Source organism: Mycobacterium paraense (assembly GCF_002101815.1).
GTDB classification, from domain to species: domain Bacteria; phylum Actinomycetota; class Actinomycetes; order Mycobacteriales; family Mycobacteriaceae; genus Mycobacterium; species Mycobacterium paraense.
Genome location: NZ_LQPM01000030.1, coordinates 221,745 through 244,567, shown reverse-complemented (window position 1 = coordinate 244,567; position 22,823 = coordinate 221,745). Strand labels below are relative to the sequence as shown.

The following is a 22,823-nucleotide window of genomic DNA, read 5'->3' as shown; positions in this document are numbered from 1 at the left end:
TCGCCCGGTCAGCCGGACCTATCGGATACGAAACGTGAGTCCAGACGGAAAGAGCATCGTGCGCGGCGCAGAGATCAGGGGAGAGATCAAGGCCCTGACGGGACTCCGCATCATCGCCGCGGTGTGGGTGGTGCTGTTTCACTTCCGCCCGATGGTGAGCGACGTTTCGCCGGACTTCCGCGACGCCCTCGCGCCGGTGCTGAACTGCGGGGCCCAAGGCGTCGACCTGTTCTTCATCCTCAGCGGATTCGTGCTGACCTGGAACTATCTCGACCGGATGGGGCGCTCGTGGTCGACGCGCGCCACGTTGCACTTCCTGTGGCTGCGGCTGGCCAGGGTGTGGCCGGTGTACCTGGTCACCCTGCACCTGGCCGCGCTGTGGGTGATCTTCACCCTGCACGTCGGTCACGTGCCGTCGCCCGACGCCGGTCAGCTCACCGCGATCAGCTACGTGCGCCAGATCCTGCTGGTGCAGCTGTGGTTCGTGCCGTTCTTCGACGACTCCAGCTGGGACGGCCCGGCCTGGTCGATCAGCGCCGAATGGCTGGCCTACCTGCTGTTCGGCGTCCTGGTGCTGGTGATCCTGCGGATGAAGCAGGCCACGAGGGCGCGCAGCCTGATGTTGCTGGCGTTCGCGGCGTCGCTGCCGCCCGTGGCGATGCTGCTGACCAGCGGCCACTTCTACACGCCGTGGAGCTGGCTGCCGCGGATCGTCACGCAGTTCACCGCCGGCGCCCTGGCCTGCGCCGCCGTGCGCAGGCTGCGGCTGACCGATCGTGGCCGCCGCGTCGCGGGGTACGTCTCCCTGCTGCTGCTGGCCGCGATGGTGGGCGTCCTGTACTGGTTTCACGCGCACCCGATATCCGGAATCGTCGAGAACGACAGCGGCGGGGTGGTCGACGTGCTCTTCGTTCCGCTGGTGATCACCCTCGCGATCGGCGTGGGCAGCCTGCCGCGGGTGCTGTCCACCCGGGTGATGGTCTACGGGGGGCAGATCTCGTTCTGCCTGTACATGGTTCACGAGCTGGTGCACACGTCGTGGGGCTGGGCCGTGACCCAGTTCGAGCTCACCCCATGGCAGCAGGACAACCCGTGGAAATGGAACATCATCGGACTGCTCGCGATCGCCGTCGGCCTTTCGGCCCTGATGTACCACTTCGTCGAAGAGCCCGCCCGCCGCTGGATGCGCCGGATGGTCGACGTCCGGCCCGCCGACACGCGGACGGCGGACGACGAGCCGGCGGGCACCAAGCTGCACCCCATCGACGGTGGGCTGGAAGCGGTTTCGGCCCGCGCGGTGTGAGATTCGCCTCCCCGCGGGATTGGTGCGGCGGGCCGCATTCCTCGAATAGCATGGCCGGAGCGGCTAGCCGCGATTTGACGCCAGTTCACGCCGTTTCCCCGTACGATTCCGTTGATTTGGATGCGGCGCGTGACGATGCGATTCCCGGGGGAGGTACCAGTGAGCCGTCTGTCCACGGCCATCGTCGGCCTCGCCCTCGTGCTGGGTCTGTTCTACGGCGCCTTGGCGCACCCGGTGCGGGCCTACGAACCGCTGACGGTGGACTCGCGCGTCAACCACGTCGCCGTCGTGGGCGACTCGTACACCACCGGCACCGACGAGGGCGGCCTCGGGCCGAACTCCTGGACCGCGCTGGCCTGGCACGCGCTCGCCCAGCGCGGGGTGCGGATCGCCGGCGACGTGGCGGCCGAGGGCAGGGCGGGCTACGTCGTCCCCGGCGACCACGGCAGCATCTTCGAGGATTTGACCGCCAGGGCCGTCAAGCAGGGCGACGCGCTGGTGGTGTTCTTCGGCTCGCGCAACGACCAGGGCGTGGATCCCGTGCTGGTCGGCGAAAAGGCGCGCGAGGCCTTCAGCTTGGCGCGCAGGTTCGCACCCTCCGCCAGGTTCCTGGTGATCGGCCCGCCGTGGCCGACCGCCGACGTGCCCGAGTCGATCCTGCAGATTCGCGACGCGCTCAACGCGGCCGCGCGGGCCGCCGGGGCGGCGTTCGTCGATCCGCTGGGCGACCGCTGGTTCGTCGACAGGCCCGACCTGATCGGCCCCGACGGCGTGCATCCCAACGACGCGGGGCATCAGTATCTCGCGGACAGGATCGCGCCCCTGATCGGCATGCAGTTGTCTCGGTGATCTCGGAGATGAGCCCAGTGCTCAGCGGCACAAGGCTTTAGCGCGCTCAGTCCTCGGCGTGCCGCTCGTAGTCCCACCGCTCCAGGCGGGCCTGCAACTGCATCAGGCCGATGCCGGCGACGGGTGCGATGGCTGCAATGCAAACCAGCAGCAGCGAAGTCATCTCACAACCTCCAAAACCCTTTCAATCATTAGACGTTCGTCCACGGGAAGAAGTTCATTGCGGGTCAACCGCCCGCCAGCGCGCGGTCGGCCAGCGCCCCCATGACGGGCGCCAGCAGTTGCGCGTACTCGGTCGTCACGTGGTTGTCGTCGCGAAAAATTAGGGTGTTGCCGACGATCACCGGGCAGCGGTCGGGGGTGCAGAACAAATCGGTGAGGTCGGCGTACTGCCCGCCGCCGCCGGCGCTCACCGCCCGCTCGGCGCCGATACCGTCGCCGTCGAGCGCGGCCGACCGCGCCTGTGCGCACGCGGTGGCGTCGTCGAGGTGCGCCGACAGGCAGGCGGGCACCGATCCGTGTGGGTCCGGGGCGGGCCCCAGGACCAGGACGGTCGCGCCGGTGCCCCGCAGCGTCGCCACGGTGCGGCCCAGGGTGTCGATCCACGCCGGGTCGTAGGACGTGAAGCCGAAATCCGCGCCGTAACGCCGGCTCATGTCGAGCACCACCAGGCGCGGGCGCTCGGCCTTCAGCCGGTCGGAGATCTGGGCGCGCCACTGCACGCACTCCGTGTAGTCGCGGCCCAGATACGGGCTGCGGATGGGAAGGTCCTGCAGCGGGCACGTCACCTTGGCCAGCGTCTCCAGCCGCCAGTGGCGCTGCTCGGCGACCCGGCGGAACGCCGGCTCCCACATGGCGGCGTGCGAGTCGCCGACCAGGGCCACCGTCGTCGGCGACGCGGTATCGCCCGTCGCGCACTCGCTTTGACCGACATCGCGCCACGAGCGCACGCAACCGTTGACGAACACGGGCGCCTTGTCGGCCGGCGCCTGCGCGAGCGGCGGGTCCAGGTTGGACGGGACGGCGCGCAGGCCGGCCGACGCCGCGAGGGCGTCGCGCACCTGGGCGAACGTCTCGCGGACCGTCGCCTCCTCGGGGCTGACGGCGGGCACGCTCGCCGGCGGCAGCGCGACGATGTTGGCCTTGGGTGCCGCGACTCCGTGGCCCGCGGGCGCCGGTATCACCGTCAGCAACACCACGCATGCGCACGCCGCCACGGCGCTGGCGCCGGCGGCCACCGCGAGGCTGGCCTTCACCGATCGGCGCAGCGCGGCCGCGAACCGGCCCGGGTTCTCGACGAGGTGCAAGGTGATCACCGCGAGGCCGCCGGACACGGCGGTGGCGGTCAGCCTGGCCGGCAGCCCCGCCGGCTCCCCCAGCAGCAGCGGCATGAGCAGCAGCACCGGCCAGTGCCACAGGTACCACGAGTAGGAGACCCGACCGATCGCCCGCATCGCCGGCAGGCACAGCACGCGGCCGACGCCCAGCCCGCCCGTCACGCAGCCGCCGCCGATCACCAGCGCGGTGCCCAGCACCGGCAGCAACGCCGCGGTGCCGGGGTAGGGGGTGGCGGCGCCCAGCTGGGTGGTGGTGAGCACGATCAGCGCCAGGCCGCCCCATCCGACGACCGCCGCGGGCCGCAGCGGCAGCCGGCGCCAGTGCTGAATCGACAGGGCCACCAGGCCGCCGGCCGCCAGCTCCCACGCCCGGGTGGGCAGCGAGAAGAACGCCCAGGCGGGCGACGTGCGGGTCCACACCACGTCCGACGCCAGCGACGCGGCCGCCACCACCGCCAGGACCACCGCGTACGGCCGCGCGCCTCCGGCGGCGCCGCGGCGCACCCGCCCGATCAGCCACGCCGTGCCGATGATCAGCAGCGGCCACACCAGGTAGAACTGCTCCTCCACGCCCAGCGACCAGTAATGCTGGAACGGCGACGGGGCGTCGGCGGCCAGGTAGTCGGTGCCCTGCGCGGCGAACCGGTAATTGCCCACGTACAGCGCGCTGGCGATGCCGTCGACGAAGACGCTGCGCGCCTGCAGCGGCGGCAGTGCGACGGCCGCAACGGCGGCGGTGACGACGCCGACCGTCGCCGCCGCCGGCAGCAGGCGCCGGGCCCTTGCGCCGTAGAAGCGACCCAGCCGAACGGTGTTGGTGGCGGTGGCCTCGCGCCAGAGCAGCCCGGTGATGAGGAAGCCGGAGATGACGAAGAAGACGTCCACCCCGATGAAACCGCCGGTGACGCCGGGTATGCCCGCGTGGTAGAGCACGACCGCGATGACCGCGACCGCGCGCAGGCCCTCGATGTCCGGTCGGAAACCCGTCCCCTTCATGCGCCGCCCCACTTTACGGGGCGGGCTGGCGGTGTCTTCCGGCCGGAGCGTCATCTGGTCCTCGCTAGGTCGCCATCCAGGCCAGCTCGCCCGGCAATTGCGTCCGCCAGTAGCCGATGTCGTGTCCGCCCAGGGAGAAGCTGCCCGCCGGCTTGGTCTTCAGCTGGCTGACGAATTGCCTTGTGGCGAAATAGAAGCGGTCGAAGGTACCGCAGTCCACCCGCAGCGGAATCGAATTCAGCGCCGGCAGCCCCACCACGCTGTTCTGCACCCAGTCGTCGTAGCTGTCGAACGCCCCCTGCTCGCTGGCGGTGAAGGAGGTGTACAGCGCCGGGCTGATCGCGCAGATCCCGGCGGTGCGCGACGGGCCCAGCTTGGCGCCCAGGTGCAGCGCCCCGTAGCCGCCCATCGACCACCCCATGAAGCCGACCCGCGAGGTGTCGAAACCCATCGTCGAGAGCATCGGCAGCAGCTCTTCGAGCACCATCGCGCCGGGGTCCTCGCCCGACGCCCTGCGGTGCCAGTAGCTGTTGGCGCCGCCGTCGACGCCCACCACCGCGAACGGCGGCTTGCCCTGCTTGACCAGTTGGGCCAGCCCGTTTTCGACGCCGCAGTCGAGCATCATGTTCGCGTCGCCGTCCTTGCCGTGCAGCGCGATGACCGGGCGCAGCGTCCCGGATTCGGCCTTCTGCCCGGGAGGCAGGGCGATCACCCAGTTGGTCTTGACGCCGCCGCGCGCCTTGGACACGAAGGATCCGGTCAACCTGTTCGGCAGGGTGCTGCCGGCCGCCGACGGCTCGAACGGCGCGGGGGCCGCGTGCGTGGTAACGGGGTCCAGCAGGGCGCCTAAGGCGAACACGCCAGCGGCTCCCAGGCTGGCACCGGCGCCCATCCGGAGCACCGCCCGGCGTGTCAGGTCAGGCATGATCGCAATGATGCCGTGCTGAGCGCGTGTCACCTGCCGAGCCACGCCGTATTGGAAGCATTGCGTGATCTGGCGTGATCTCTCGGTCACGAAGAGGTGACCTTCGGCACCTGACGCCCGGATGCAATCTCGAGAATTTCAACCCTCGCGACCCCCGCCGATCTCGGGGACGATGCAGGTTTGGTCGACGAGGGGCCTACAAGGGGAGATTGAATGAGCCTGGCGTTTCATTGGTTTTTGCCGACGTACGGGGACTCGCGAAACCTGGTCGCGGGCGGGCACGGCACGGCGATGCACGGCGACCGGCCCGCGAGTTTGCGCTACCTGCACCAGATCTGCGCGGCCGCCGAGGACAACGGCTTCGAGGCGGTGCTCACACCGACCGGGCTGTGGTGTGAGGACGCGTGGCTGACGACGGCGATGCTGATCGAGGGCACCGAGACGCTGAAGTTCCTCGTCGCGTTCCGGCCCGGGCTGCTCAGCCCCACCCTGGCGGCGCAGATGGCCGGGACCTTCCAGCGGCACTCGGGCGGCCGGCTGCTGCTCAACGTCGTCACCGGCGGGGAGCCGCACGAGCAACGGGCCTACGGGGATTTTCTGGACAAGGAGTCGCGGTACGCCCGCACCGCCGAGTTCCTGCACGTGGTGCGCCAGCTGTGGACGTCCCGGGAGCCGGTCACCTTCGCCGGGGACCACATCCGCATCGAGGGCGCGCAGCTGAACAACCCGCCCGACCCCACACCTGCGGTGTTCTTCGGCGGTTCGTCGGCGGCCGCCGGCCCGGTCGCGGCCAGCCACTCCGACGTCTACCTCACCTGGGGTGAGCCGCCGGCGGCGGTCGCCAAGAAGCTCGACTGGGTTCGCGGCCTGGCCGTCGACAGGGGGCGGATCCTGCAGTACGGCTTGCGGATTCACGTGATCAGCCGGGATACCTCCGAGCAGGCATGGGCCGAGGCCGACCGGTTGCTCGCGGCCGTCGACCCGGCCGATGTCGAGCGCGTGCAGGCCAGCCTGGCGCGCAGCGAGTCGGAGGGCCAGCGCCGCATGCTGCAGCTGCACGGCGGCGACAGCGGCCGACTGTTGGTCGGTCCCAACCTGTGGGCCGGGGTCGGCCTGGTGCGCGGCGGGGCGGGCACCGCGCTGGTCGGCTCGCACGCCGAGGTGGCCGAACGGTTGGCCGAGTATTCGCGGCTGGGCATCAGCCACTTCATCCTGTCGGGCTATCCGCACCTGGAGGAGGCCTACTGGTTCGGTGAAGGCGTGCTGCCGCTGCTCGAGCGAAAGGGGTTGTGGCAGCACCCCAACCGCCAGACGCAGCCGGCACCGGCGACGCCGTTCGCGATCTCGTCCGCGCACTAGCTGTGGCGACGACGCTGCCGGCCGCGGCCCCCGCCGCGCCGGAAGATCACCGCGAATCCGGCGCCGAACGCCGTCGGCGCCTGCGCGTCGTGGTGGCGGCCAGCCTGCTCGGCACCACCGTGGAGTGGTACGACTTCTTCCTGTACGCCACCGCGGCCGGCCTGGTGTTCCACCGGGTCTTCTTCCCGAGCGAAAGCTCCTTGGTGGGAACGCTATTGGCGTTCGCGACGTTTGCCGTCGGCTTTCTCATGCGGCCCATCGGCGGGCTGGTGTTCGGCCACATCGGGGACCGGATCGGCCGCAAGCGCAGCCTGGCCCTGACGATGCTGATCATGGGCGTCGCCACGGCGCTGATCGGTGTGCTGCCGACCGCCGCCCAGATCGGAGTGTGGGCGCCCGTGCTGCTGCTGACGCTGCGCATCCTGCAGGGGTTCGCGCTCGGCGGCGAGTGGGCCGGCGCGGTGCTGCTGGCCGTCGAACACAGCCCCGTGGACCGGCGCGGCCGCTTCGGGGCGATCCCGCAGGTCGGGCTGGCGCTCGGATTGGCCTTGGGCACAGGCATATTCGCGGGCTTGCAGGTCGCGCTGGGCCAGGCCCGGTTCCTGGCCTACGGCTGGCGGATCGGGTTCCTGCTCAGCCTGGTGCTCGTTGCGATCGGCATCGTGGTGCGGTTGCGGGTCGACGAGACGCCGGCTTTCCGGGAGCTGGCGGAGCTTCGGGCCACCGCCACGGTGCCCATCCGCGACATCGTGGGCGAGCCCCGGTCCCGGCGCAACACCGTGCTGGGGCTGCTGTCGCGCTGGGCCGAGGGCTCGGCGTTCAACACCTGGGGCGTCTTCGCGATCAGCTACGCCACCGGCGCACTGGGATTCAGCAAGGTGTCGGTGCTCCTGGTGGTGACCGTCGCCGCCCTGCTGATGGCCGCGCTGCTGCCGGTGTCCGGAATCCTGGCCGACCGCTTCGGCGCGCGGCGGGTGTATCTGGCCGGCGTGGCCTGCTACGGCCTCGCGGCGTTCCCCGCCTTCGCGTTGTTCGGCACCCGCAACCTCGTCTGGTTCGGGCTGGCCATGGTCGTCGTCTTCGGCGTCGTGCACGCCGTGCTCTACGGCGCGCAGGGCACGCTGTACTCCGCGCTGTATCCCACCGGAACCCGTTACACCGGTTTGTCGTTCGTCTACCAGTTCTCCGGGGTGTACGCCTCCGGGGTCACCCCGATGATCCTGACCGCGCTGATCGCCGCCGTCGGGGGAGCGCCGTGGCTGGCGTGCGGCTACTTGGTGGCGACGGCGGTGATCAGCGTGTTCGCCACGGCGCTGATCCGCGATCAAGACCTGCACCTCTAGGACGCCCGCCCGCGGCGCAGTCATCGAGACTGCGCTCAGCGCGTGATTTCCGCTCGATTCGCGCGCTGTGCGCAGTCTCGGCGCGCCAACCGGTCGCGTCGCGCCTGCCGTTGTGCTGTGGTTAGGCATGGCCGCCACCACCCAACTGCGCCAGGGACTGTCGCAGCGGCAGCTCAGCATGATCGCCCTGGGCGGGGTGATCGGCGCCGGCCTGTTCGTCGGTTCCGGTGTGGTGATCAAGGACACCGGGCCGGCCGCGTTCCTGACGTACGCCCTGTGCGGCCTGCTGATCGTGTTGGTGATGCGGATGCTGGGCGAGATGGCGGCCGCCAACCCCTCGACGGGGTCGTTCGCCGATTACGCGGCGCGGGCGCTGGGCGACTGGGCGGGATTCTCGGTCGCCTGGCTGTATTGGTACTTCTGGGTGATCGTGGTCGGGTTCGAGGCCGTCGCCGGGGGCAAGGTCCTGGGCTACTGGTTCCATGCGCCGCTGTGGCTGCTGTCGCTGTGCCTGATGGTGCTGATGACCGCGACGAATCTGTTCTCGGTGTCATCCTTCGGCGAATTCGAATTCTGGTTCGCCGGAATCAAAGTCGCCACCATCGCCGTCTTCCTCGTCGTCGGCTCGTTGTTCGCGCTGGGGCTGTGGCCCGGCCGGCACGCGGATTTCTCGAACCTCACGGCGCACGGCGGCTTCTTCCCGAAGGGCGTGGGGGCGGTCTTCGCCGCCATCGTCGTGGTGATCTTCTCGATGGTCGGCGCGGAGATCGTCACCGTGGCCGCTGCCGAAAGCCGGGATCCCGAACTCGCCGTGCAGCGCGCGACGCGATCGGTCGTCGCGCGCATCGGGATCTTTTTCGTCGGGTCGGTGTTTTTGCTCGTGGTGATCCAGCCGTGGAATTCGGTCGAACTGGGCGCCTCGCCCTACGTCGCCGCGCTGAGGCACATGGGCCTGCGCGGCGCCGATCAGGTGATGAATGCCGTCGTGCTCACCGCGGTGCTGTCCTGCCTCAACTCGGGCCTGTACACGGCGTCGCGCATGCTGTTCGTGCTCGCCGACCGACACGAGGCCCCGGCCCGGCTGGTCACGCTCAGCCGGCGCGGCGTCCCCCATCTGGCCATCCTGTGCTCGTCGGCGGTCGGCTTCGGTTGCGTCATCATGGCGTGGGTCGCCCCCGGCTCCGTGTTCCTCTTCCTGCTCAACTCGTCGGGTGCGGTCATCTTGTTCGTCTACTGGTTGATCGCGCTGTCGCAGATCGTCCTGCGCAGGCGCACGCCCGAGGAAAAGCTCCGGGTCAAGATGTGGTTCTTCCCCGTGCTGTCGATCCTCACCCTCGCCGGAATCACCGTCGTGCTCGTGCAGATGGCGTTCGACCGCTCCGCGCGCAGCCAGCTCTGGCTCAGCTTGTTGTCCTGGGCGGTGGTGATCGGGCTCTACTTCATCGCCCGGGCCCGGCGCGAGGTCAGTCGGTCTTGCTGAGCAGCACGGCTTGCTCGAAGGGCAGCCTGGCGAAGATCGGCCGCCATCGGCGCGCGACGTGGACCGCCGCGTCGGCCTTGCTGACCACCCGCGGGTTGGTGACGCCGAATGTCTTGCCGTAGCGGCGCATCCGCCCGCCGCCGGCCGCGGTGAGGTTCTTCAGCCAGTCGCGGTCCGGGCCATAGGTCAGCAGGATCGCCACCCCCGGTTTGCCGTCGACCTCGGCGGTGAACACGGTCACCGGTGTGCGGTATGGCTTTCCGGAGCGCCGCCCGACGTGTTCGAGAATGCAGAAGGTCGGGGCCCAGCCTGCCCACAGCCGCTGGACCGGATTGGTGACGTGCCGATTGAACCGTGCGAGCCCCTGCGGAAGTTCCATGCCTCCCATCCAACGCGTCCGGGCCACCCGCCATCAAGATGCCCCGCCGATCGGGCGCAACCGGCGTACTGTCACTTCATGGCCGTTTCGCCAGGTGAAGAGGCCGCCCAGCGGGCGCAGGAGCTGCTGCTTCGGGGGGCGGAACTCGCCGCCGGGAAGGCCGTCACGGAGGAGGACGTCAAGCGTGCCGCCGAGCGCAGCGACCGCGCGCACGTGCGCGACCAGGCGGCCCGTGACCGCGCGGTGTATCGGCACTACGAGGCCGGCGCCGCCCACGAGAGGGCGGCGGAAATCGAGGAACTCGCGGTCGTCGAGGGCCTCGGCGACGTGGACGCGCACCGGCGGGCCGCCGAACGGGAGCGCGATGCCGCGCGGCGTGACCTGCGGGCCGCCCAGGAAGCCGACCAGCAAGACGCCTGATAAGCAGGTCTGCTACACCCTGTAGTTGAAGGATTCGCGGAGGCTGGGACACTGGTCGGCATGGGTAGCAGTGACCAGGCGACCGCGCCTGCCCCGGCCGCGACCGGGGTCACGGCGGCGTCGGCGCGGTTGTTCGAGGACGCCTGCGCGGTGATTCCCGGCGGGGTGAACTCTCCGGTGCGCGCGTTTACGGCGGTCGGAGGCACCCCGCGGTTCATCACCGAGGCGCGCGGGTGCTGGCTGACCGACGCCGACGGCAACCGCTACGTCGACCTGGTCTGCTCCTGGGGGCCGATGATCCTGGGCCATGCCCACCCGGCCGTCGTCGACGCCGTCGCCACGGCCGCCGCGTCCGGGCTGTCCTTCGGGGCGCCGACGCCGGCGGAGAGCGAACTCGCCCACGAAATCATCGGGCGCATGCCCCCGGTCGAGCGGATCCGGCTGGTGAACTCCGGCACCGAGGCCACCATGAGCGCGGTCCGGCTGGCCCGCGGGTTCACCGGCAGGGCCAAGATCGTCAAGTTCTCCGGCTGCTACCACGGCCACGCCGACGCGTTGCTCGCCGACGCGGGCTCCGGCGTGGCGACCCTGGGCCTGCCGTCCTCGCCGGGCGTGACCGGTGCGGCCGCGGCGGACACGATCGTGTTGCCCTACAACGACATCGAGGCCGTGCGCCAGACGTTCGCGAGCCTCGGCGACCAGATCGCCGCGGTGATCACCGAGGCCAGCCCGGGCAACATGGGCGTCGTCCCGCCCGCGCCCGGCTACAACGCGGCGCTGCGCGCGATCACCGCCGAGCACGGCGCGCTGCTGATCGTCGACGAGGTGATGACGGGCTTCCGCGTCAGCCGAAGTGGTTGGTACGGAATCGATCCCGTCGCCGCCGACCTGTTCACCTTCGGCAAGGTGATGAGCGGCGGGCTGCCGGCCGCCGCGTTCGGCGGGCGGGCCGAGGTGATGGAGCGGCTGGCGCCGCTGGGCCCGGTGTATCAGGCCGGCACGTTGTCGGGGAACCCCGTGGCGATGGCCGCCGGGCTGGCCACGCTGCGCGCCGCCGACGACGCGGCCTACGCCACGCTGGACGCCAACGCGGACCGGCTGGCCGGGCTGCTGTCTGAGGAGCTCACCAAAGCCGGTGTGCCCCATCAGATTCCGCGCGGCGGCAACATGCTCAGCGTGTTCTTCTCGGAAACGCCGGTGACCGATTTCGCGTCCGCGCGGGCCAGTCAGACGTGGCGCTACCCGCCCTTCTTCCACGCCCTGTTGGACGCGGGCGTGTACCCGCCGTGCAGCGCCTTCGAGGCGTGGTTCGTCTCGACCGCCCTGGACGACGCCGCATTCGACCGGATCGCGGCGGCGCTGCTGGACGCGGCCCGCCGCGCCGCCCAAGCCGTCGCGGAGGGCAAGCGCTGATGGCCGACGAGACCAGGGTGCACGTCGTGCGCCACGGCGAGGTGCACAACCCGAGCGGCGTCCTCTACGGGCGGCTGCCCGGGTTCCACCTGTCCGAGAAGGGCAGGGCGCAGGCCGACGCGGTCGCCGAGGCGCTCGCCGGGCGCGACATCGTCGCCGTCGTCGCGTCCCCGCTGCAGCGGGCCCAGGAGACCGCCGGGCCCATCGCCGCCAGGCACGGCCTCGCAGTCGACACCGACCCCGACCTGATCGAATCGGCCAACTTCTTCGAGGGTCGCCGCGTGGGGCCCGGCGACGGCGCGTGGCGCGACCCGCGGTTCTGGTGGCAGCTGCGCAACCCGTTCACCCCGTCGTGGGGCGAGCCCTACGCCGACATCGCGAACCGGATGACCACCGCGGTCGACAAGGCGCGCGCCCGCGCCACCGGCCAGGAGGCGGTGTGCGTCAGCCACCAACTGCCGGTGTGGACGCTGCGGCTGCACCTGAGCGGCAAGCGGCTCTGGCACGACCCGCGGCGGCGCGAATGCGGGCTCTGCTCGATCACCACGCTGATCTACGACGGCGACCGGCTGGTCGACATCGAGTACTCCGAACCCGCGCCATGACGGCGCCGCGACGATGCAGTGGGGGCACCCCCAGCCGCGCAGCGGCGAGGGGGACGAAGCGATGAGGAGCGGCGCAGGAACCGGGTGGCGGCTGGCGATGGCCGGGGTCGTGCTGACGACCCTGGTGGCCGGCTGCACCGGTCGCGACGCCGTGGCCCAGGGCGGCACCTTCGAATTCGTGTCGCCGGGCGGCAAGACCGACATCTACTACGACCCGCCCGCCAGCCGCGGGCGCCCGGGACCGCTGTCGGGACCCGACCTGGCCGATCCGGCGCACACGCGATCGCTCGACGACTTCGCCGGCCAGGTCGTCGTCATCAACGTCTGGGGGCAGTGGTGCGGGCCGTGCCGCGCCGAGGTCAGCCAGCTGCAGCAGGTGTATGACGCCACCCGCGCCGCCGGGGTGGCGTTTTTGGGCATCGACGTCCGGGACAACAACCGCCAGGCCGCCCTGGACTTCGTCGACGACCACCACGTCAGCTACCCGTCCCTCTACGACCCGGCGATGCGGACCCTGATCGCGTTCGGCGGCAAGTACCCCACCACCGTCATCCCGTCCACGCTGGTGCTGGACCGCCAGCACCGGGTCGCGGCGGTGTTCCTGCGCGAGCTGCTCGCCTCTGACCTGCAGCCCGTGGTGCAACGGGTGGCCAAGGAGTGAACGGCTTCACCCACATCGCCGCCGCCGGCCCGCTGCTGTTGGCGCTGGGGGCGTGCCTGCTGGCGGGCCTGGTGTCGTTCGCCTCGCCGTGCGTGGTGCCGCTGGTGCCGGGCTACCTGTCGTATCTGGCGGCGGTCGTCGGGGTCGACGAGCAGCCGCCCCCCGGCGCGCACTCCGCCTTTTGGCGCCCCGCGAGGTCGGCCCGGTGGCGGGTGGCCGGGTCGGCGGCCTTGTTCGTCGCCGGGTTCACCGCGGTGTTCGTGCTCGGCACCGTCGCGGTGCTCGGCATGACCACCACGCTGATCACCAACCAGCTGGCCCTGCAGCGGGCCGGCGGCGTGCTGACCATCGTGATGGGGCTGGTGTTCGTGGGCCTGATTCCGGCGCTGCAGCGCCAGGCCCGGTTCAGCCCGCGGCAGCTGACGACGGTCGCCGGCGCGCCGGTGCTGGGCGCGGTGTTCGCGCTGGGCTGGACCCCGTGCCTGGGGCCGACGCTGACCGGGGTGATCACCGTCGCCTCGGCCACCGACGGCGCGAACGTCGCGCGCGGCGTCGCGTTGGTGATCGCCTACTGCCTGGGGCTGGGCATCCCGTTCGTGCTGCTGGCGTTCGGCTCGGCGGGGGCGGTGGGGGCGCTGGGCTGGCTGCGGCGGCACACCCGGGCCATCCAGGTCTTCGGCGGCGCGCTGCTGATCGCCGTCGGCGCCCTGCTGGTGACCGGCGTGTGGAACGACTTCATCTCCTGGCTGCGCGACGCGTTCGTGTCCGACGTGAGGCTGCCGATTTGATCGCGAAGGCCACCGCCTGGGCCCGCAACACCTGGCGCGCGCTGACCTCGATGGGCACCGCGCTGGTGCTGCTGTTCCTGCTCGCGCTGGGCGCGATACCGGGCGCGCTGCTGCCGCAGCGCAGCCTCAACGCCGGCAAGGTGGACGAGTACCTGGCGACCCATCGGGTGATCGGACCCTGGCTGAACCGGCTGCAGGCCTTCGACGTGTTCTCCAGCTTCTGGTTCACCGCCATCTACGTGCTGCTGTTCGTCTCGCTGGTCGGCTGCCTGACCCCGCGGATGATCGAGCACGCGCGCAGCCTGCGCGCCACCCCGGTGCCCGCCCCGCGCAACCTGTCCCGGCTGCCCAAGCACGCCAGCGCCGAGGTGGCCGGCGACCCGGCCGACCTCAACGCCCTGGCGAACACGATCACCGGCCGACTGCGTGGCTGGCGCACGGCCATCCGGCACGAGGGCGAAGTCGTCGAGGTCTCGGCGGAGAAGGGCTACCTGCGCGAGTTCGGCAACATCGTCTTCCACTTCTCGTTGCTGGGCCTGCTGGTCGCCGTGGCCGTCGGCAAGCTCTTCGGCTACGAGGGCAACGTCATCGTCATCGCCGACGGCGGCCCCGGCTTCTGCTCGGCCTCGCCGGCCGCCTTCGACTCGTTCCGCGCCGGCAACACCGTCGACGGCACGTCGCTGCACCCGATCTGCATCCGCGTCAACGACTTCCAGGCCCACTACCTGCCGTCCGGGCAGGCCACCTCGTTCGCCGCCGACATCGACTACCAGGCCGGCAGGGACCTGGCCGCGAACAGCTGGCGGCATTACCTGCTCGAGGTCAACCACCCGCTGCGCGTCGGCGGCGACCGGGTGTACCTGCAGGGCCACGGCTATGCGCCCACGTTCACCGTGACCTTCCCGGACGGCCAGACGCGCACGTCGACCGTGCAATGGCGGCCCGACAACCCGCAGACGCTGCTCAGCTCGGGGGTGGCGCGGATCGACCCGCCCGCCGGCAGCTATCCCAACGCGGCGGAGCGCCGCCAGCACGAGATCGCGATCCAGGGCCTGCTGGCGCCCACCGAGCAACTCGACGGGACGCTGCTGTCGTCGCGCTTCCCGGCGCTGAACGCCCCCGCGGTGGCCGTCGACATCTACCGCGGCGACACCGGCCTGGACACCGGGCGGCCCCAGTCGTTGTTCTCGCTGGATCACCGGCTGATCGAGCAGGGCCGGCTGACCAAGGAGAAGCGGGTCAACCTGCGCGCCGGCCAGGAGGTCCGGCTCGACCAGGGGCCGGCCGCCGGCACGGTCGTGCGCTTCGACGGGGCGGTGCCGTTCGTCAACCTGCAGGTCTCCCACGACCCGGGCCAGACGTGGGTGCTGGTCTTCGCCGCCACGATGATGGCGGGGCTGGTGGTGTCGCTGCTGGTGCGCCGCCGGCGGGTGTGGGTCAGGCTCACCGCGGCCGGCGGCGAGGTGGCCGGTACGGTGAACGTCGAACTGGGCGGGCTGGCGCGCACCGACAACTCCGGGTGGGGCGACGAGTTCGAGCGGTTGACCGGGCAAACACTGGACGGGCTGGGCGAGTCCGCCGCGTCCAGAAGGAGTTCTCAGGTGGACGTCACATGAACACCCTGCACGTCAACATCGGGCTGGCGCGCTACTCCGACTGGGCGTTCACCTCGGCGGTGGTGGCCCTGGTGGTCGCCATGATGCTGCTGGCGTTCGAGTTGGCCTACGCCGGCAGCCGCCGCGTGGACCGGCGCGTGTTGGCCGGCTCGGTGGCCGCCGACAGCGCGGTGCCCGGCATCGTGGCCGACGCCGACGAGCGCCCGTTCGACGAGCGCGTCGGGCGGGCCGGGCTGGCGGTGGTCTACCTCGGCATCGGCCTGCTGCTGGTCTGCATCGCGCTGCGCGGCCTGGCGACCATGCGGCCGCCGTGGGGCAACATGTACGAGTTCATCAACCTGACGTGCTGCTGCGGCCTGGTCGCCGGCGCGATCGTGCTGCGCCGCCCGCAGTACCGCCCGCTGTGGGTGTTCTTGCTGGTGCCGGTGCTGATCCTGCTGACCGTCTCCGGCCGCTGGCTCTACACCAACGCCGCGCCGGTGATGCCCGCGCTGCAGTCCTACTGGCTGCCCATCCACGTGTCGGTGGTCAGCCTGGGTTCCGGGGTGTTCATGGTCGCCGGCATTTCCAGCATCCTGTTCCTGCTGCGCACGTCGCGGCTAGGGGCGGACCCAGACCCGGAAGGCACTGATAGCGCGCTGGCCCGGATGGTGCAGCGCCTGCCCGACGCGCAGACCCTGGACCGCGTCGCCTACCGCACCACGATCTTCGCGTTTCCGGTGTTCGGGTTCGGGGTCATCTTCGGCGCCATCTGGGCCGAGGAAGCCTGGGGCCGGTACTGGGGCTGGGATCCCAAGGAGACGGTTTCGTTTATCGCGTGGGTGGTATACGCCGCGTATCTGCATGCCAGGTCGACGGCGGGATGGCGCGATAGGAAGGCGGCGTGGATCAACGTCGTGGGTTTCGTCGCCATGGTCTTCAATCTGTTCTTCGTTAACCTGGTCACCGTGGGCCTGCATTCGTATGCGGGCGTGGGCTGACAGACAGCAACCGACCCAGATAATCGCAACAAGGGGGAGTGCAGGTGTCCGACCATCCAACGACGGGCGTGGGCGCGCCCGAGCCGCAGACGACGGAGCTGCCCCCGGCGCAGCAATCCACTGAACCGGCGGCGGACTCGGGCGACGCGCCCACCCGCGCCTTCGCCGGGTTCCGCACCGAGCGGCGGGTCCCCCCGGCCGAGCGGCGGGAGGCGGCCTCCACGGCAGCGGGGCCCGCGCCCGCCCGCGGCGGGATGCCGCCCTGGGATTCCACACCGGTCACCGGCATCCCGCGCGTCGACCCGACCGCCTACGGCGCCTACTACAACGGGCCCGCCGAGGCGCCGCCGGCGGAGGCCCAGGCGCCTCCGTACCGGCCCGAGCACCTGCCGCACACGCCGTACCCGGAGCTGTCCACCGGGATGCTGTTGCGGCCGGTCAAGCCGCCGCCGTCGGAGGGCTGGCGCCGGCTGGTCTACGACCTGTCCGGTCACCTGATCAACCTCGGCGAGAGCCCGCGCGCCCTGCGCCATAACAACCTGGTGGCCCAGGTCAACCGGCCCCTGCGGGGCTGCTACCGGGTGGCGCTGCTGTCGCTGAAGGGCGGCGTCGGCAAGACCACGATCACCGCGACGCTGGGGTCGACGTTCGCCTCCATCCGCGGCGACCGGGTGGTGGCCGTCGACGCCAACCCCGACCGCGGCACCCTGAGCCAGAAGATCCCGCTGGAGACGGCGGCGACGGTGCGTCAGCTGCTGCACGACGCCGGGACCGTCGAGCGCTACAGCGACGTGCGCCGCTACACGTCGAAGGGCCCGAGCGGGCTGGAGGTGCTGGCGTCGGAAACCGACCCGGCCATCTCCGAGGCCTTCAGCGCCGACGACTACGCCCGCGTCCTGGACATCCTGGAGCGGTTCTACGGCCTGGTGCTCACGGACTGCGGCCCGGGGCTGCTGCACTCGGTGATGTCGTCGGTGCTGGACAAGGCCGACGTGTTGCTGGTGGTGGCGTCGGGGTCCATCGACGGCGCGCGCAGCGCCTCGGCCACGCTGGACTGGCTGGACGCGCACGGGCACCAGGAGCTGGTCCGCAACTCGATCGCGGTCATCAACGCCGTGCGGCCGCGCACCGGCAAGGTCGACATGAACAAGGTGATCGATCACTTCTCGCGGCGCTGCCGCGCGGTGCGGCTGATCCCGTTCGACCCGCACCTGGAAGAGGGCGCCGAGATCGAGCTGGACCGGTTGCGGCGCGGAACCCGCGAGGCGCTCGCCGAGCTGGCGGCCGTCGTGGCCGATGGGTTCCCCGGCGATCAGCGCAACCCCGGAGTGGCTTAGCGGGGGTTGTTGTCCCCGTGACCTAGCCGCCGCAAAAAGTCCGGATCGTCGTCGGGTCCGATGACGCGCGTCTTGGGTCGGTGGGCCTGTGACCGCGCCGCGCGCCAGCCAACGTAGATCAGCGTCCCCAGGATCAGGACGAGCAGCAGGTAGAGCACTCAACACCTCCTTGGAGCGAATATACCCGCGCCGTAGGCTCGAGCTTGTGTCAGAAGGGCCTAGCGACAACAGCACTGGGGAGCGGTCACGCAATCGCGTATGGGCCGACGTGTTGCTGTACGCGGTGGCGCGGTTGGCGCTCGTCGCCGCGCTCAGCGGCGCGATCTACGGGATCGCGCGGTTGCTGGGGGTCACCCAGTTCCCCGTCGTGGTCGCGGTGCTGTTCGCTCTGATCATCGGGATGCCGCTGGGCATCTGGCTGTTCGGCCCGCTGCGCCGGCGCGCCACCGCCGGGCTGGCGGTCGCCGGCGAGCGCCGGCGCCGGGAACGCGAACAGCTGCAGGCCCGGCTGCGCGGGGAGCCCGTACCGGAAGACGGACCGGAGCAGCCCGAGGCCTAGCTTCGCCGCGTGCGGTCAGCGGGCCAGCGCCAGCGCCGCCGCCACCGCGATCGCCCACACGACCATCGCCAGCCCGGTGTCGCGCAGCACGGGGATCAGGTCGCGCCCGCCGCGGCGCGAGCGCACCGGCGCCACCGCGCGCAACGCCAGCGGCGTCGCCAGGAATCCCACGGCGCACCAGGGGGTCGCCGCCATGAGCGCCAGGGTCGCGACCGCGCCGGTGGCCAGCAGCGCCTGGTAGAGGACCCGGGTGCGGGCGTCGCCCAGCCGCACCGCCAGGGTCATCTTCCGGGACTGCGCGTCGGTCGGGATGTCGCGCAGGTTGTTGGCCACCAGCACCGACGACGACAGCGCCCCGATCGACACCGCCGACACCAGCCCGACCCAGTCCACCCGCAGCGCCTGGGTGTACTGGGTGCCCAGCACGGCGACCAGCCCGAAGAACACGAACACCGCGACCTCGCCAAAACCCGCGTAGCCGTAGGGTTTTGACCCGCCGGTGTAGAGCCACGCCCCGGCGATACAGGCGGCGCCGACGGCGATCAGCCACGGCGCGCTCAGCAGTGCCAGCACCAGCCCGGCCGCCGCGCCCACCGACAGGCTCGTGACGGCCGCGGCCAGCACCGAGCGCGGGGTGGCCAGCCGCGAGCCCACCAGCCGCACCGGGCCGGCCCGGTCGTCGTCGGTGCCGCGGATCCCGTCGGAGTAGTCGTTGGCGTAGTTGACGCCGACGATCAGTGCCAGCGCGACGACCAGCGCCAGCAGCGCCTTCCACCACACCGCGGAGCCCAGCCAGGCGGCCGCGCCCGTGCCCGCCACCACCGGCGCCACCGCGTTGGGCAGCGTCCGGGGCCGGGCGCCTTCGACCCACTGCGCGAAACTGGCCACCAGGGCATCCTGCCCTATGCACCACAATGGGCGGATGCTCGGAGTCATCGGCGGCAGCGGCTTCTACACGTTCTTCGAATCGTCGGTCCGCACCATCGACGTCGACACGCCCTACGGCCCGCCGAGCGCGCCGGTCACGGTGGGCGCCATCGGCGACCACGAGGTCGCCTTTCTGCCCCGGCACGGCGCGACGCACCAATTCTCGGCGCACACCGTGCCCTACCGGGCGAACATGTGGGCGCTGCGCAAGCTCGGCGTGCGGCGGGTCTTCGGCCCGTGCGCCGTCGGCAGCCTGAACCCCGACAACGGCCCGGGCGCGGTGGTGGTGCCCGACCAGCTGGTCGATCGCACCAGCGGCCGGGCCGACACCTACTTCGACTCGGGCGCCGTCCACGTCGACTTCGCCGATCCGTACTGCCCGATCCTGCGGGCCGCGGCCACCGGCCTGCCCGACGTGGTCGACGGCGGCACCATGGTGGTGATCCAGGGCCCGCGATTTTCCACCCGGGCCGAAAGCCGGTGGTTCGCCTCGGCCGGGTTCAGCCTGGTCAACATGACCGGCTACCCGGAGGCGGTGCTGGCCCGCGAACTCGAAATATGTTACGCGGCAATCGCTTTGGTGACCGACCTGGACGCCGGGATCACGGCCGGCGAGGGGGTGAAGGCCGTCGACGTGTTCGCCCAATTCGAACGGAACATGGGGCTTTTCAAGGAGCTGGTGCGCGCGGCCATCCACCGGGTCGCCGTCGAGCAGACCTGCACCCACTGCCAGCCGCACACCGGCGTCACCCTGCCGGTGGAGCTGCCATGAGGGTGCTGCTGACCGGTGCGGCCGGCTTCATCGGGTCGCGGGTGGACGCGGCGCTGCGCGCGGCGGGCCACGATGTGGTCGCCGTCGACGTCCTGCTGCCCGCCGCGCACGGCCCGAATGCCGTGCTGCCCCAGGGCTGCCGGCGGGTGGACGTCCGCGACGGCGACGCGCTGGCCCCGCTGTTGGACGGGGTGGACCTCGTCTGCCATCAGGCGGCGATGGTGGGCGCCGGCGTCGACGCCGCCGACGCGCCGGCCTACGGCGGCCACAACGACTTCGCGACCACGGTGTTGCTGGCGCGGATGTTCGCCGCCGGGGTGCGCCGGTTGGTGCTGGCGTCGTCGATGGTCGTCTACGGGCCGGGCCAGTACGCCTGCCCGGACCATGGGCTCGTCGACCCGCCGCCGCGGCGGCGCGCGGACCTCGACGCCGGGGTCTTCGAAAACCGCTGTCCCGTTTGCGGACTCGACGCGACGTGGCGGCTGGTCGGCGAGGACGCCGCCCTGCGGCCGCGCAGCCTGTACGCGGCCAGCAAGACCGCGCAGGAGCATTACGCCCTGGCGTGGGCGGAGGCGACGGGCGGCTCGGTGGTGGCGCTGCGCTACCACAACGTCTACGGCCCCGGCATGCCGCGCGACACCCCGTATTCCGGCGTGGCCGCGATCTTCCGCTCATCGCTGGAAAAGGGCGAGCCGCCAAGGGTTTTCGAGGACGGCGGCCAGATGCGCGATTTCGTGCACGTCGACGACGTCGCCGCCGCCAACCTCGCCGCGGCGGCCTGCAACGCCGAGGGCTTCTCGGCGTTCAATGTCTGCTCCGGGCGGCCGATCTCGATCCTCGAGGTCGCCAGCGCGCTGTGTGACGCCCGGGACGGCTCGGTGTCCCCGGTGGTCACCGGGCAGTACCGCAGCGGGGACGTGCGCCACATCGTCGCCGATCCCACCCGCGCCGCCGAGGTGCTGGGCTTCCGGGCCGCCGTCGACCCGCTGGAGGGATTGCGCGAGTTCGCCTACGCGCCTTTGCGTTAACCCGAGGGTGGCCGGAAGATCCGCGGCTTCTGAACGGGGATCTGCCGCGTCGCGGAGTCGTCGCCCCGGAAGATTCGCGGCGAACCGGCCAGCTGCGGCGCACCGCCGGTCGGAATGCGCGTCGTCGCCGCCGCCGACGGCGGGGCCCCGCGGCCGACGGGGATGCGGGTCGTCGGCGCGGCGGGGCCCGGGTGGGTGCCCGCCGGGCCGCCGCGCGCGTGGCCGGGACGGCGCCGCCGGCGTCGCGCCCGCCGCGCACCGAGTTGCCCGGTGATGACCGCGGCGGCGAGGATGCACAGGGCCAGCACGCACAGCGCGACGTCGAAGGTGCTGGTGATCTGCTGGGCAAGGTTGTTGCCGTACACCGGGTTTGGCGCCGGCGCGTTGGGCGACTCCTCGAAGCGCGGCGCCAGCGCGACGCCCACGACGACGCGGGTGATGCTCAGGGTGGCCACGAGCCCGCACAGCGACGAGATCAGCCGGGGGGAGACCGCGTCGTTGGCCAGGTTGATCCGCAGCCACACCGCCAACAGGGCGGTGGTCAGGTCGAATGCGGCCAGCACCATGCTGTCGTAGCGCGAGAAGGGGTAGTTCAGCGCCACGCCGACGGCGAGGTCGGTGATCCGCATGACCATCGACCCCAGGCACCAGACGATGATGAGCAGCAAGCCGTTTCGGGCCGCCGCGCGCCAGGCGTTCTCCTCGGTCGCCGACGGATCCCGCCGGGCCAGCAGGGCGGGCGGCGCGAAGATCGCGGCGGCGGCCGCCCACGCCAGGTAGCCCTCGAACCCGACGCCCGCGGTCGAGGTGTTCTGCGCGATGCCGTGGAACGCGTCGATGTCCCGGCCCACCGGAAGGATCCACACGACGATCCCGGCGATCAGCGTCGACACACCGAGCGCCACCGTCGCCAGCCGCGAGGCCCTGGTGCTGCGCAGCAGCCACCTCGAACCAACCACGACGGCGACCAACGCCACCACGCCGTACACCAGCGCCGTCGCGATGACCGCGATGTTCTGCTTGCCGAAATCCGAACCGCCCGCGCTCTGCAGCGCGTATCGCACCCGCCAGAACAGGTTGAAGCCGAAGCTCAGCGCCGCGCCCACCATCGACGCGTAGCCGATGATCCGGACGGACCTGCCGTTGTCGCCTCCGTCGTCGGCGGCCCGGACCACCGGTCGCGCGCTCAGCAGGGCGCCGGCGATGCCCAGCCACGCCCCGGGTCCGACGCCGCCCGGGACGTTCACGGTGCCCCCGAAGCGGATGGTCTCGAACACATCGAAGGCGATGAAGCCGAGGACCAGCAGCGCGTAGGGGGCGTTGAGCGCCAACCGGAGCCGCCCGGCCAGCGCGGGGTTGAACCGGGCGCTGGAGGCCCGCCAGGAGCCGGCCAGGGCGATCGAAAGCAGGGCCAGCAGGGTCACCACGTACAGCGCCGCCAGCAGCGCCTTGTTGCTGCCGGGGATTCCCATCCCGAAGTACAAGTTCCACGGCAACAGCAGCGCCAGCACGAGCAAGGCGGCCGCGGTCAGGTCACCCGCGATGTTCCGCCGCCGCGTCGGAGCCTGGACGCTGCCGGCCGCGGCTGGGCGGCGGCCCGGGGGCGGCCCCGGCCGGCGGATCGGGCCGGTTGGGGCGTCGTCGGCGGTCTGACTCACGGTTCCCCCCGGGGGTCGAGGACGGTCACTTGCCGCGCAACGCAGTTTGCGGGGCGGGGGAACCCCCTGCCGCGCCGACTTCGTTGCT

Annotated in this window: 22 protein-coding genes; 16 read left to right on the top strand and 6 right to left on the bottom strand. The window is 71.4% G+C overall.

Features of this window, described 5'->3' with window-relative positions; all coding sequences use genetic code 11:
* The first annotated feature begins 58 nt into the window (after positions 1 to 58).
* Entirely contained in the window at positions 59 to 1,303 is a 1,245-nt protein-coding gene (locus AWB89_RS22200; RefSeq protein ID WP_085176536.1) for an acyltransferase family protein, read from the top strand.
* A 159-nt stretch (positions 1,304 to 1,462) separates the two neighbouring features.
* On the top strand, positions 1,463 to 2,152 hold the full coding sequence (locus AWB89_RS22195; RefSeq protein WP_085176534.1) for an Rv0518 family GDSL lipase: 690 nt from the start codon (positions 1,463 to 1,465) through the stop codon (positions 2,150 to 2,152).
* A gap of 227 nt (positions 2,153 to 2,379) precedes the next feature.
* Here the strand turns inward: AWB89_RS22195 and AWB89_RS22190 are convergent, their stop codons facing one another.
* The gene (locus tag AWB89_RS22190) at positions 2,380 to 4,539 is read right to left on the bottom strand and encodes an acyltransferase family protein (RefSeq protein ID WP_085176532.1); all 2,160 of its coding nucleotides are present in this window, start codon (positions 4,537 to 4,539) and stop codon (positions 2,380 to 2,382) included.
* A gap of 10 nt (positions 4,540 to 4,549) precedes the next feature.
* Positions 4,550 to 5,410, bottom strand: a complete 861-nt coding sequence (locus AWB89_RS22185; RefSeq protein ID WP_193791122.1) for an alpha/beta hydrolase — start codon at positions 5,408 to 5,410, stop codon at positions 4,550 to 4,552.
* 213 nt (positions 5,411 to 5,623) lie between these two features.
* Between AWB89_RS22185 and AWB89_RS22180 the strand changes: the two genes are divergently transcribed.
* From AWB89_RS22180 to AWB89_RS22170, 3 genes are all read left to right on the top strand, one after another.
* Positions 5,624 to 6,769: an LLM class flavin-dependent oxidoreductase gene (locus tag AWB89_RS22180; RefSeq protein WP_085176530.1), complete on the top strand. Its 1,146-nt coding sequence runs from the start codon at positions 5,624 to 5,626 to the stop codon at positions 6,767 to 6,769.
* A gap of 2 nt (positions 6,770 to 6,771) precedes the next feature.
* Positions 6,772 to 8,112, top strand: coding sequence for an MFS transporter (locus AWB89_RS22175; RefSeq protein ID WP_085097508.1), 1,341 nt, complete (start codon positions 6,772 to 6,774; stop codon positions 8,110 to 8,112).
* 127 nt (positions 8,113 to 8,239) lie between these two features.
* A complete protein-coding gene (locus tag AWB89_RS22170) occupies positions 8,240 to 9,592 on the top strand; it encodes an amino acid permease (RefSeq protein ID WP_085176528.1) in 1,353 nt (450 codons plus the stop codon).
* On the opposite strand, the gene AWB89_RS22165 is transcribed toward AWB89_RS22170, so the two are convergent.
* Entirely contained in the window at positions 9,576 to 9,971 is a 396-nt protein-coding gene (locus AWB89_RS22165) for a nitroreductase family deazaflavin-dependent oxidoreductase (RefSeq protein ID WP_085176526.1), read from the bottom strand. The genes AWB89_RS22170 and AWB89_RS22165 overlap by 17 nt on opposite strands.
* Positions 9,972 to 10,049: 78 nt before the next feature.
* On the opposite strand from AWB89_RS22165, the gene AWB89_RS22160 reads away from it, so the two are divergent.
* The 8 genes from AWB89_RS22160 (at position 10,050) to AWB89_RS22125 (ending at position 17,791) form a co-directional block, all read left to right on the top strand.
* Positions 10,050 to 10,391, top strand: a complete 342-nt coding sequence (locus AWB89_RS22160) for a hypothetical protein (RefSeq protein WP_085097499.1) — start codon at positions 10,050 to 10,052, stop codon at positions 10,389 to 10,391.
* 60 nt (positions 10,392 to 10,451) lie between these two features.
* Positions 10,452 to 11,804, top strand: coding sequence for a glutamate-1-semialdehyde 2,1-aminomutase (hemL, locus tag AWB89_RS22155; RefSeq protein WP_085176524.1), 1,353 nt, complete (start codon positions 10,452 to 10,454; stop codon positions 11,802 to 11,804).
* Positions 11,804 to 12,409 (top strand): histidine phosphatase family protein, encoded by a 606-nt coding sequence (locus AWB89_RS22150; protein WP_085097493.1) that lies wholly within the window; start codon positions 11,804 to 11,806, stop codon positions 12,407 to 12,409. Before hemL ends, AWB89_RS22150 begins: the two co-directional genes overlap by 1 nt.
* 61 nt (positions 12,410 to 12,470) lie before the next feature.
* Complete coding sequence (locus AWB89_RS22145; protein ID WP_085176613.1) at positions 12,471 to 13,070, top strand: TlpA disulfide reductase family protein; 600 nt, start codon at positions 12,471 to 12,473, stop codon at positions 13,068 to 13,070.
* Positions 13,067 to 13,858: a cytochrome c biogenesis CcdA family protein gene (locus AWB89_RS22140; RefSeq protein ID WP_085097491.1), complete on the top strand. Its 792-nt coding sequence runs from the start codon at positions 13,067 to 13,069 to the stop codon at positions 13,856 to 13,858. The genes AWB89_RS22145 and AWB89_RS22140 overlap by 4 nt, the downstream gene beginning before the upstream one ends.
* 50 nt (positions 13,859 to 13,908) lie before the next feature.
* Complete coding sequence (locus AWB89_RS22135) at positions 13,909 to 15,474, top strand: cytochrome c biogenesis protein ResB (protein ID WP_142282607.1); 1,566 nt, start codon at positions 13,909 to 13,911, stop codon at positions 15,472 to 15,474.
* Positions 15,471 to 16,454 carry a c-type cytochrome biogenesis protein CcsB gene (gene ccsB / locus AWB89_RS22130; protein WP_085176522.1) on the top strand — a complete coding sequence of 328 codons (984 nt, stop codon included), beginning with the start codon at positions 15,471 to 15,473 and terminating at the stop codon, positions 16,452 to 16,454. Before AWB89_RS22135 ends, ccsB begins: the two co-directional genes overlap by 4 nt.
* A gap of 44 nt (positions 16,455 to 16,498) precedes the next feature.
* Entirely contained in the window at positions 16,499 to 17,791 is a 1,293-nt protein-coding gene (locus AWB89_RS22125; RefSeq protein ID WP_085176611.1) for a MinD/ParA family ATP-binding protein, read from the top strand.
* Here the strand turns inward: AWB89_RS22125 and AWB89_RS27120 are convergent.
* Complete coding sequence (locus tag AWB89_RS27120) at positions 17,788 to 17,949, bottom strand: hypothetical protein (RefSeq protein ID WP_096866246.1); 162 nt, start codon at positions 17,947 to 17,949, stop codon at positions 17,788 to 17,790. The two genes, AWB89_RS22125 and AWB89_RS27120, sit on opposite strands and share 4 nt — an antisense overlap.
* A 47-nt stretch (positions 17,950 to 17,996) precedes the next feature.
* Here AWB89_RS27120 and AWB89_RS22120 point away from each other — a divergent pair, with 47 nt between their 5' ends.
* Entirely contained in the window at positions 17,997 to 18,350 is a 354-nt protein-coding gene (locus tag AWB89_RS22120; protein ID WP_085176520.1) for a DUF4229 domain-containing protein, read from the top strand.
* Between the two features lie 15 nt (positions 18,351 to 18,365).
* Here AWB89_RS22120 and AWB89_RS22115 read toward each other — a convergent pair whose 3' ends face one another.
* The gene (locus AWB89_RS22115) at positions 18,366 to 19,238 is read right to left on the bottom strand and encodes a 1,4-dihydroxy-2-naphthoate polyprenyltransferase (protein WP_085176518.1); all 873 of its coding nucleotides are present in this window, start codon (positions 19,236 to 19,238) and stop codon (positions 18,366 to 18,368) included.
* Positions 19,239 to 19,272: 34 nt separating this feature from the next.
* On the opposite strand from AWB89_RS22115, the gene AWB89_RS22110 reads away from it, so the two are divergent.
* Positions 19,273 to 20,049 carry an S-methyl-5'-thioadenosine phosphorylase gene (locus AWB89_RS22110; protein WP_241520563.1) on the top strand — a complete coding sequence of 259 codons (777 nt, stop codon included), beginning with the start codon at positions 19,273 to 19,275 and terminating at the stop codon, positions 20,047 to 20,049.
* A complete protein-coding gene (locus tag AWB89_RS22105; protein ID WP_085097477.1) occupies positions 20,046 to 21,077 on the top strand; it encodes an NAD-dependent epimerase/dehydratase family protein in 1,032 nt (343 codons plus the stop codon). The genes AWB89_RS22110 and AWB89_RS22105 overlap by 4 nt, the downstream gene beginning before the upstream one ends.
* On the opposite strand, the gene AWB89_RS22100 is transcribed toward AWB89_RS22105, so the two are convergent.
* The gene (locus AWB89_RS22100) at positions 21,074 to 22,735 is read right to left on the bottom strand and encodes a DUF7937 domain-containing protein (RefSeq protein ID WP_085176514.1); all 1,662 of its coding nucleotides are present in this window, start codon (positions 22,733 to 22,735) and stop codon (positions 21,074 to 21,076) included. The two genes, AWB89_RS22105 and AWB89_RS22100, sit on opposite strands and share 4 nt — an antisense overlap.
* Between the last annotated feature and the right edge of the window lie 88 nt (positions 22,736 to 22,823).

What these genes read in the sequence shown, in the direction of transcription:
- AWB89_RS22190 (WP_085176532.1), bottom strand. Translation starts at nt 4,539, where the DNA reads ATGACGCTCCGGCCGGAAGACACCGCCAGCCCGCCCCGTAAAGTGGGG.
- AWB89_RS22185 (WP_193791122.1), bottom strand. Translation starts at nt 5,410, where the DNA reads ATGCCTGACCTGACACGCCGGGCGGTGCTCCGGATGGGCGCCGGTGCC.
- AWB89_RS22180 (WP_085176530.1), top strand. Translation starts at nt 5,624, where the DNA reads ATGAGCCTGGCGTTTCATTGGTTTTTGCCGACGTACGGGGACTCGCGA.
- AWB89_RS22170 (WP_085176528.1), top strand. Translation starts at nt 8,240, where the DNA reads ATGGCCGCCACCACCCAACTGCGCCAGGGACTGTCGCAGCGGCAGCTC.
- AWB89_RS22165 (WP_085176526.1), bottom strand. Translation starts at nt 9,971, where the DNA reads ATGGAACTTCCGCAGGGGCTCGCACGGTTCAATCGGCACGTCACCAAT.
- AWB89_RS22160 (WP_085097499.1), top strand. Translation starts at nt 10,050, where the DNA reads ATGGCCGTTTCGCCAGGTGAAGAGGCCGCCCAGCGGGCGCAGGAGCTG.
- hemL (WP_085176524.1), top strand. Translation starts at nt 10,452, where the DNA reads ATGGGTAGCAGTGACCAGGCGACCGCGCCTGCCCCGGCCGCGACCGGG.
- AWB89_RS22150 (WP_085097493.1), top strand. Translation starts at nt 11,804, where the DNA reads ATGGCCGACGAGACCAGGGTGCACGTCGTGCGCCACGGCGAGGTGCAC.
- AWB89_RS22145 (WP_085176613.1), top strand. Translation starts at nt 12,471, where the DNA reads ATGAGGAGCGGCGCAGGAACCGGGTGGCGGCTGGCGATGGCCGGGGTC.
- AWB89_RS22135 (WP_142282607.1), top strand. Translation starts at nt 13,909, where the DNA reads ATGGGCACCGCGCTGGTGCTGCTGTTCCTGCTCGCGCTGGGCGCGATA.
- ccsB (WP_085176522.1), top strand. Translation starts at nt 15,471, where the DNA reads ATGAACACCCTGCACGTCAACATCGGGCTGGCGCGCTACTCCGACTGG.
- AWB89_RS22110 (WP_241520563.1), top strand. Translation starts at nt 19,273, where the DNA reads ATGCTCGGAGTCATCGGCGGCAGCGGCTTCTACACGTTCTTCGAATCG.
- AWB89_RS22105 (WP_085097477.1), top strand. Translation starts at nt 20,046, where the DNA reads ATGAGGGTGCTGCTGACCGGTGCGGCCGGCTTCATCGGGTCGCGGGTG.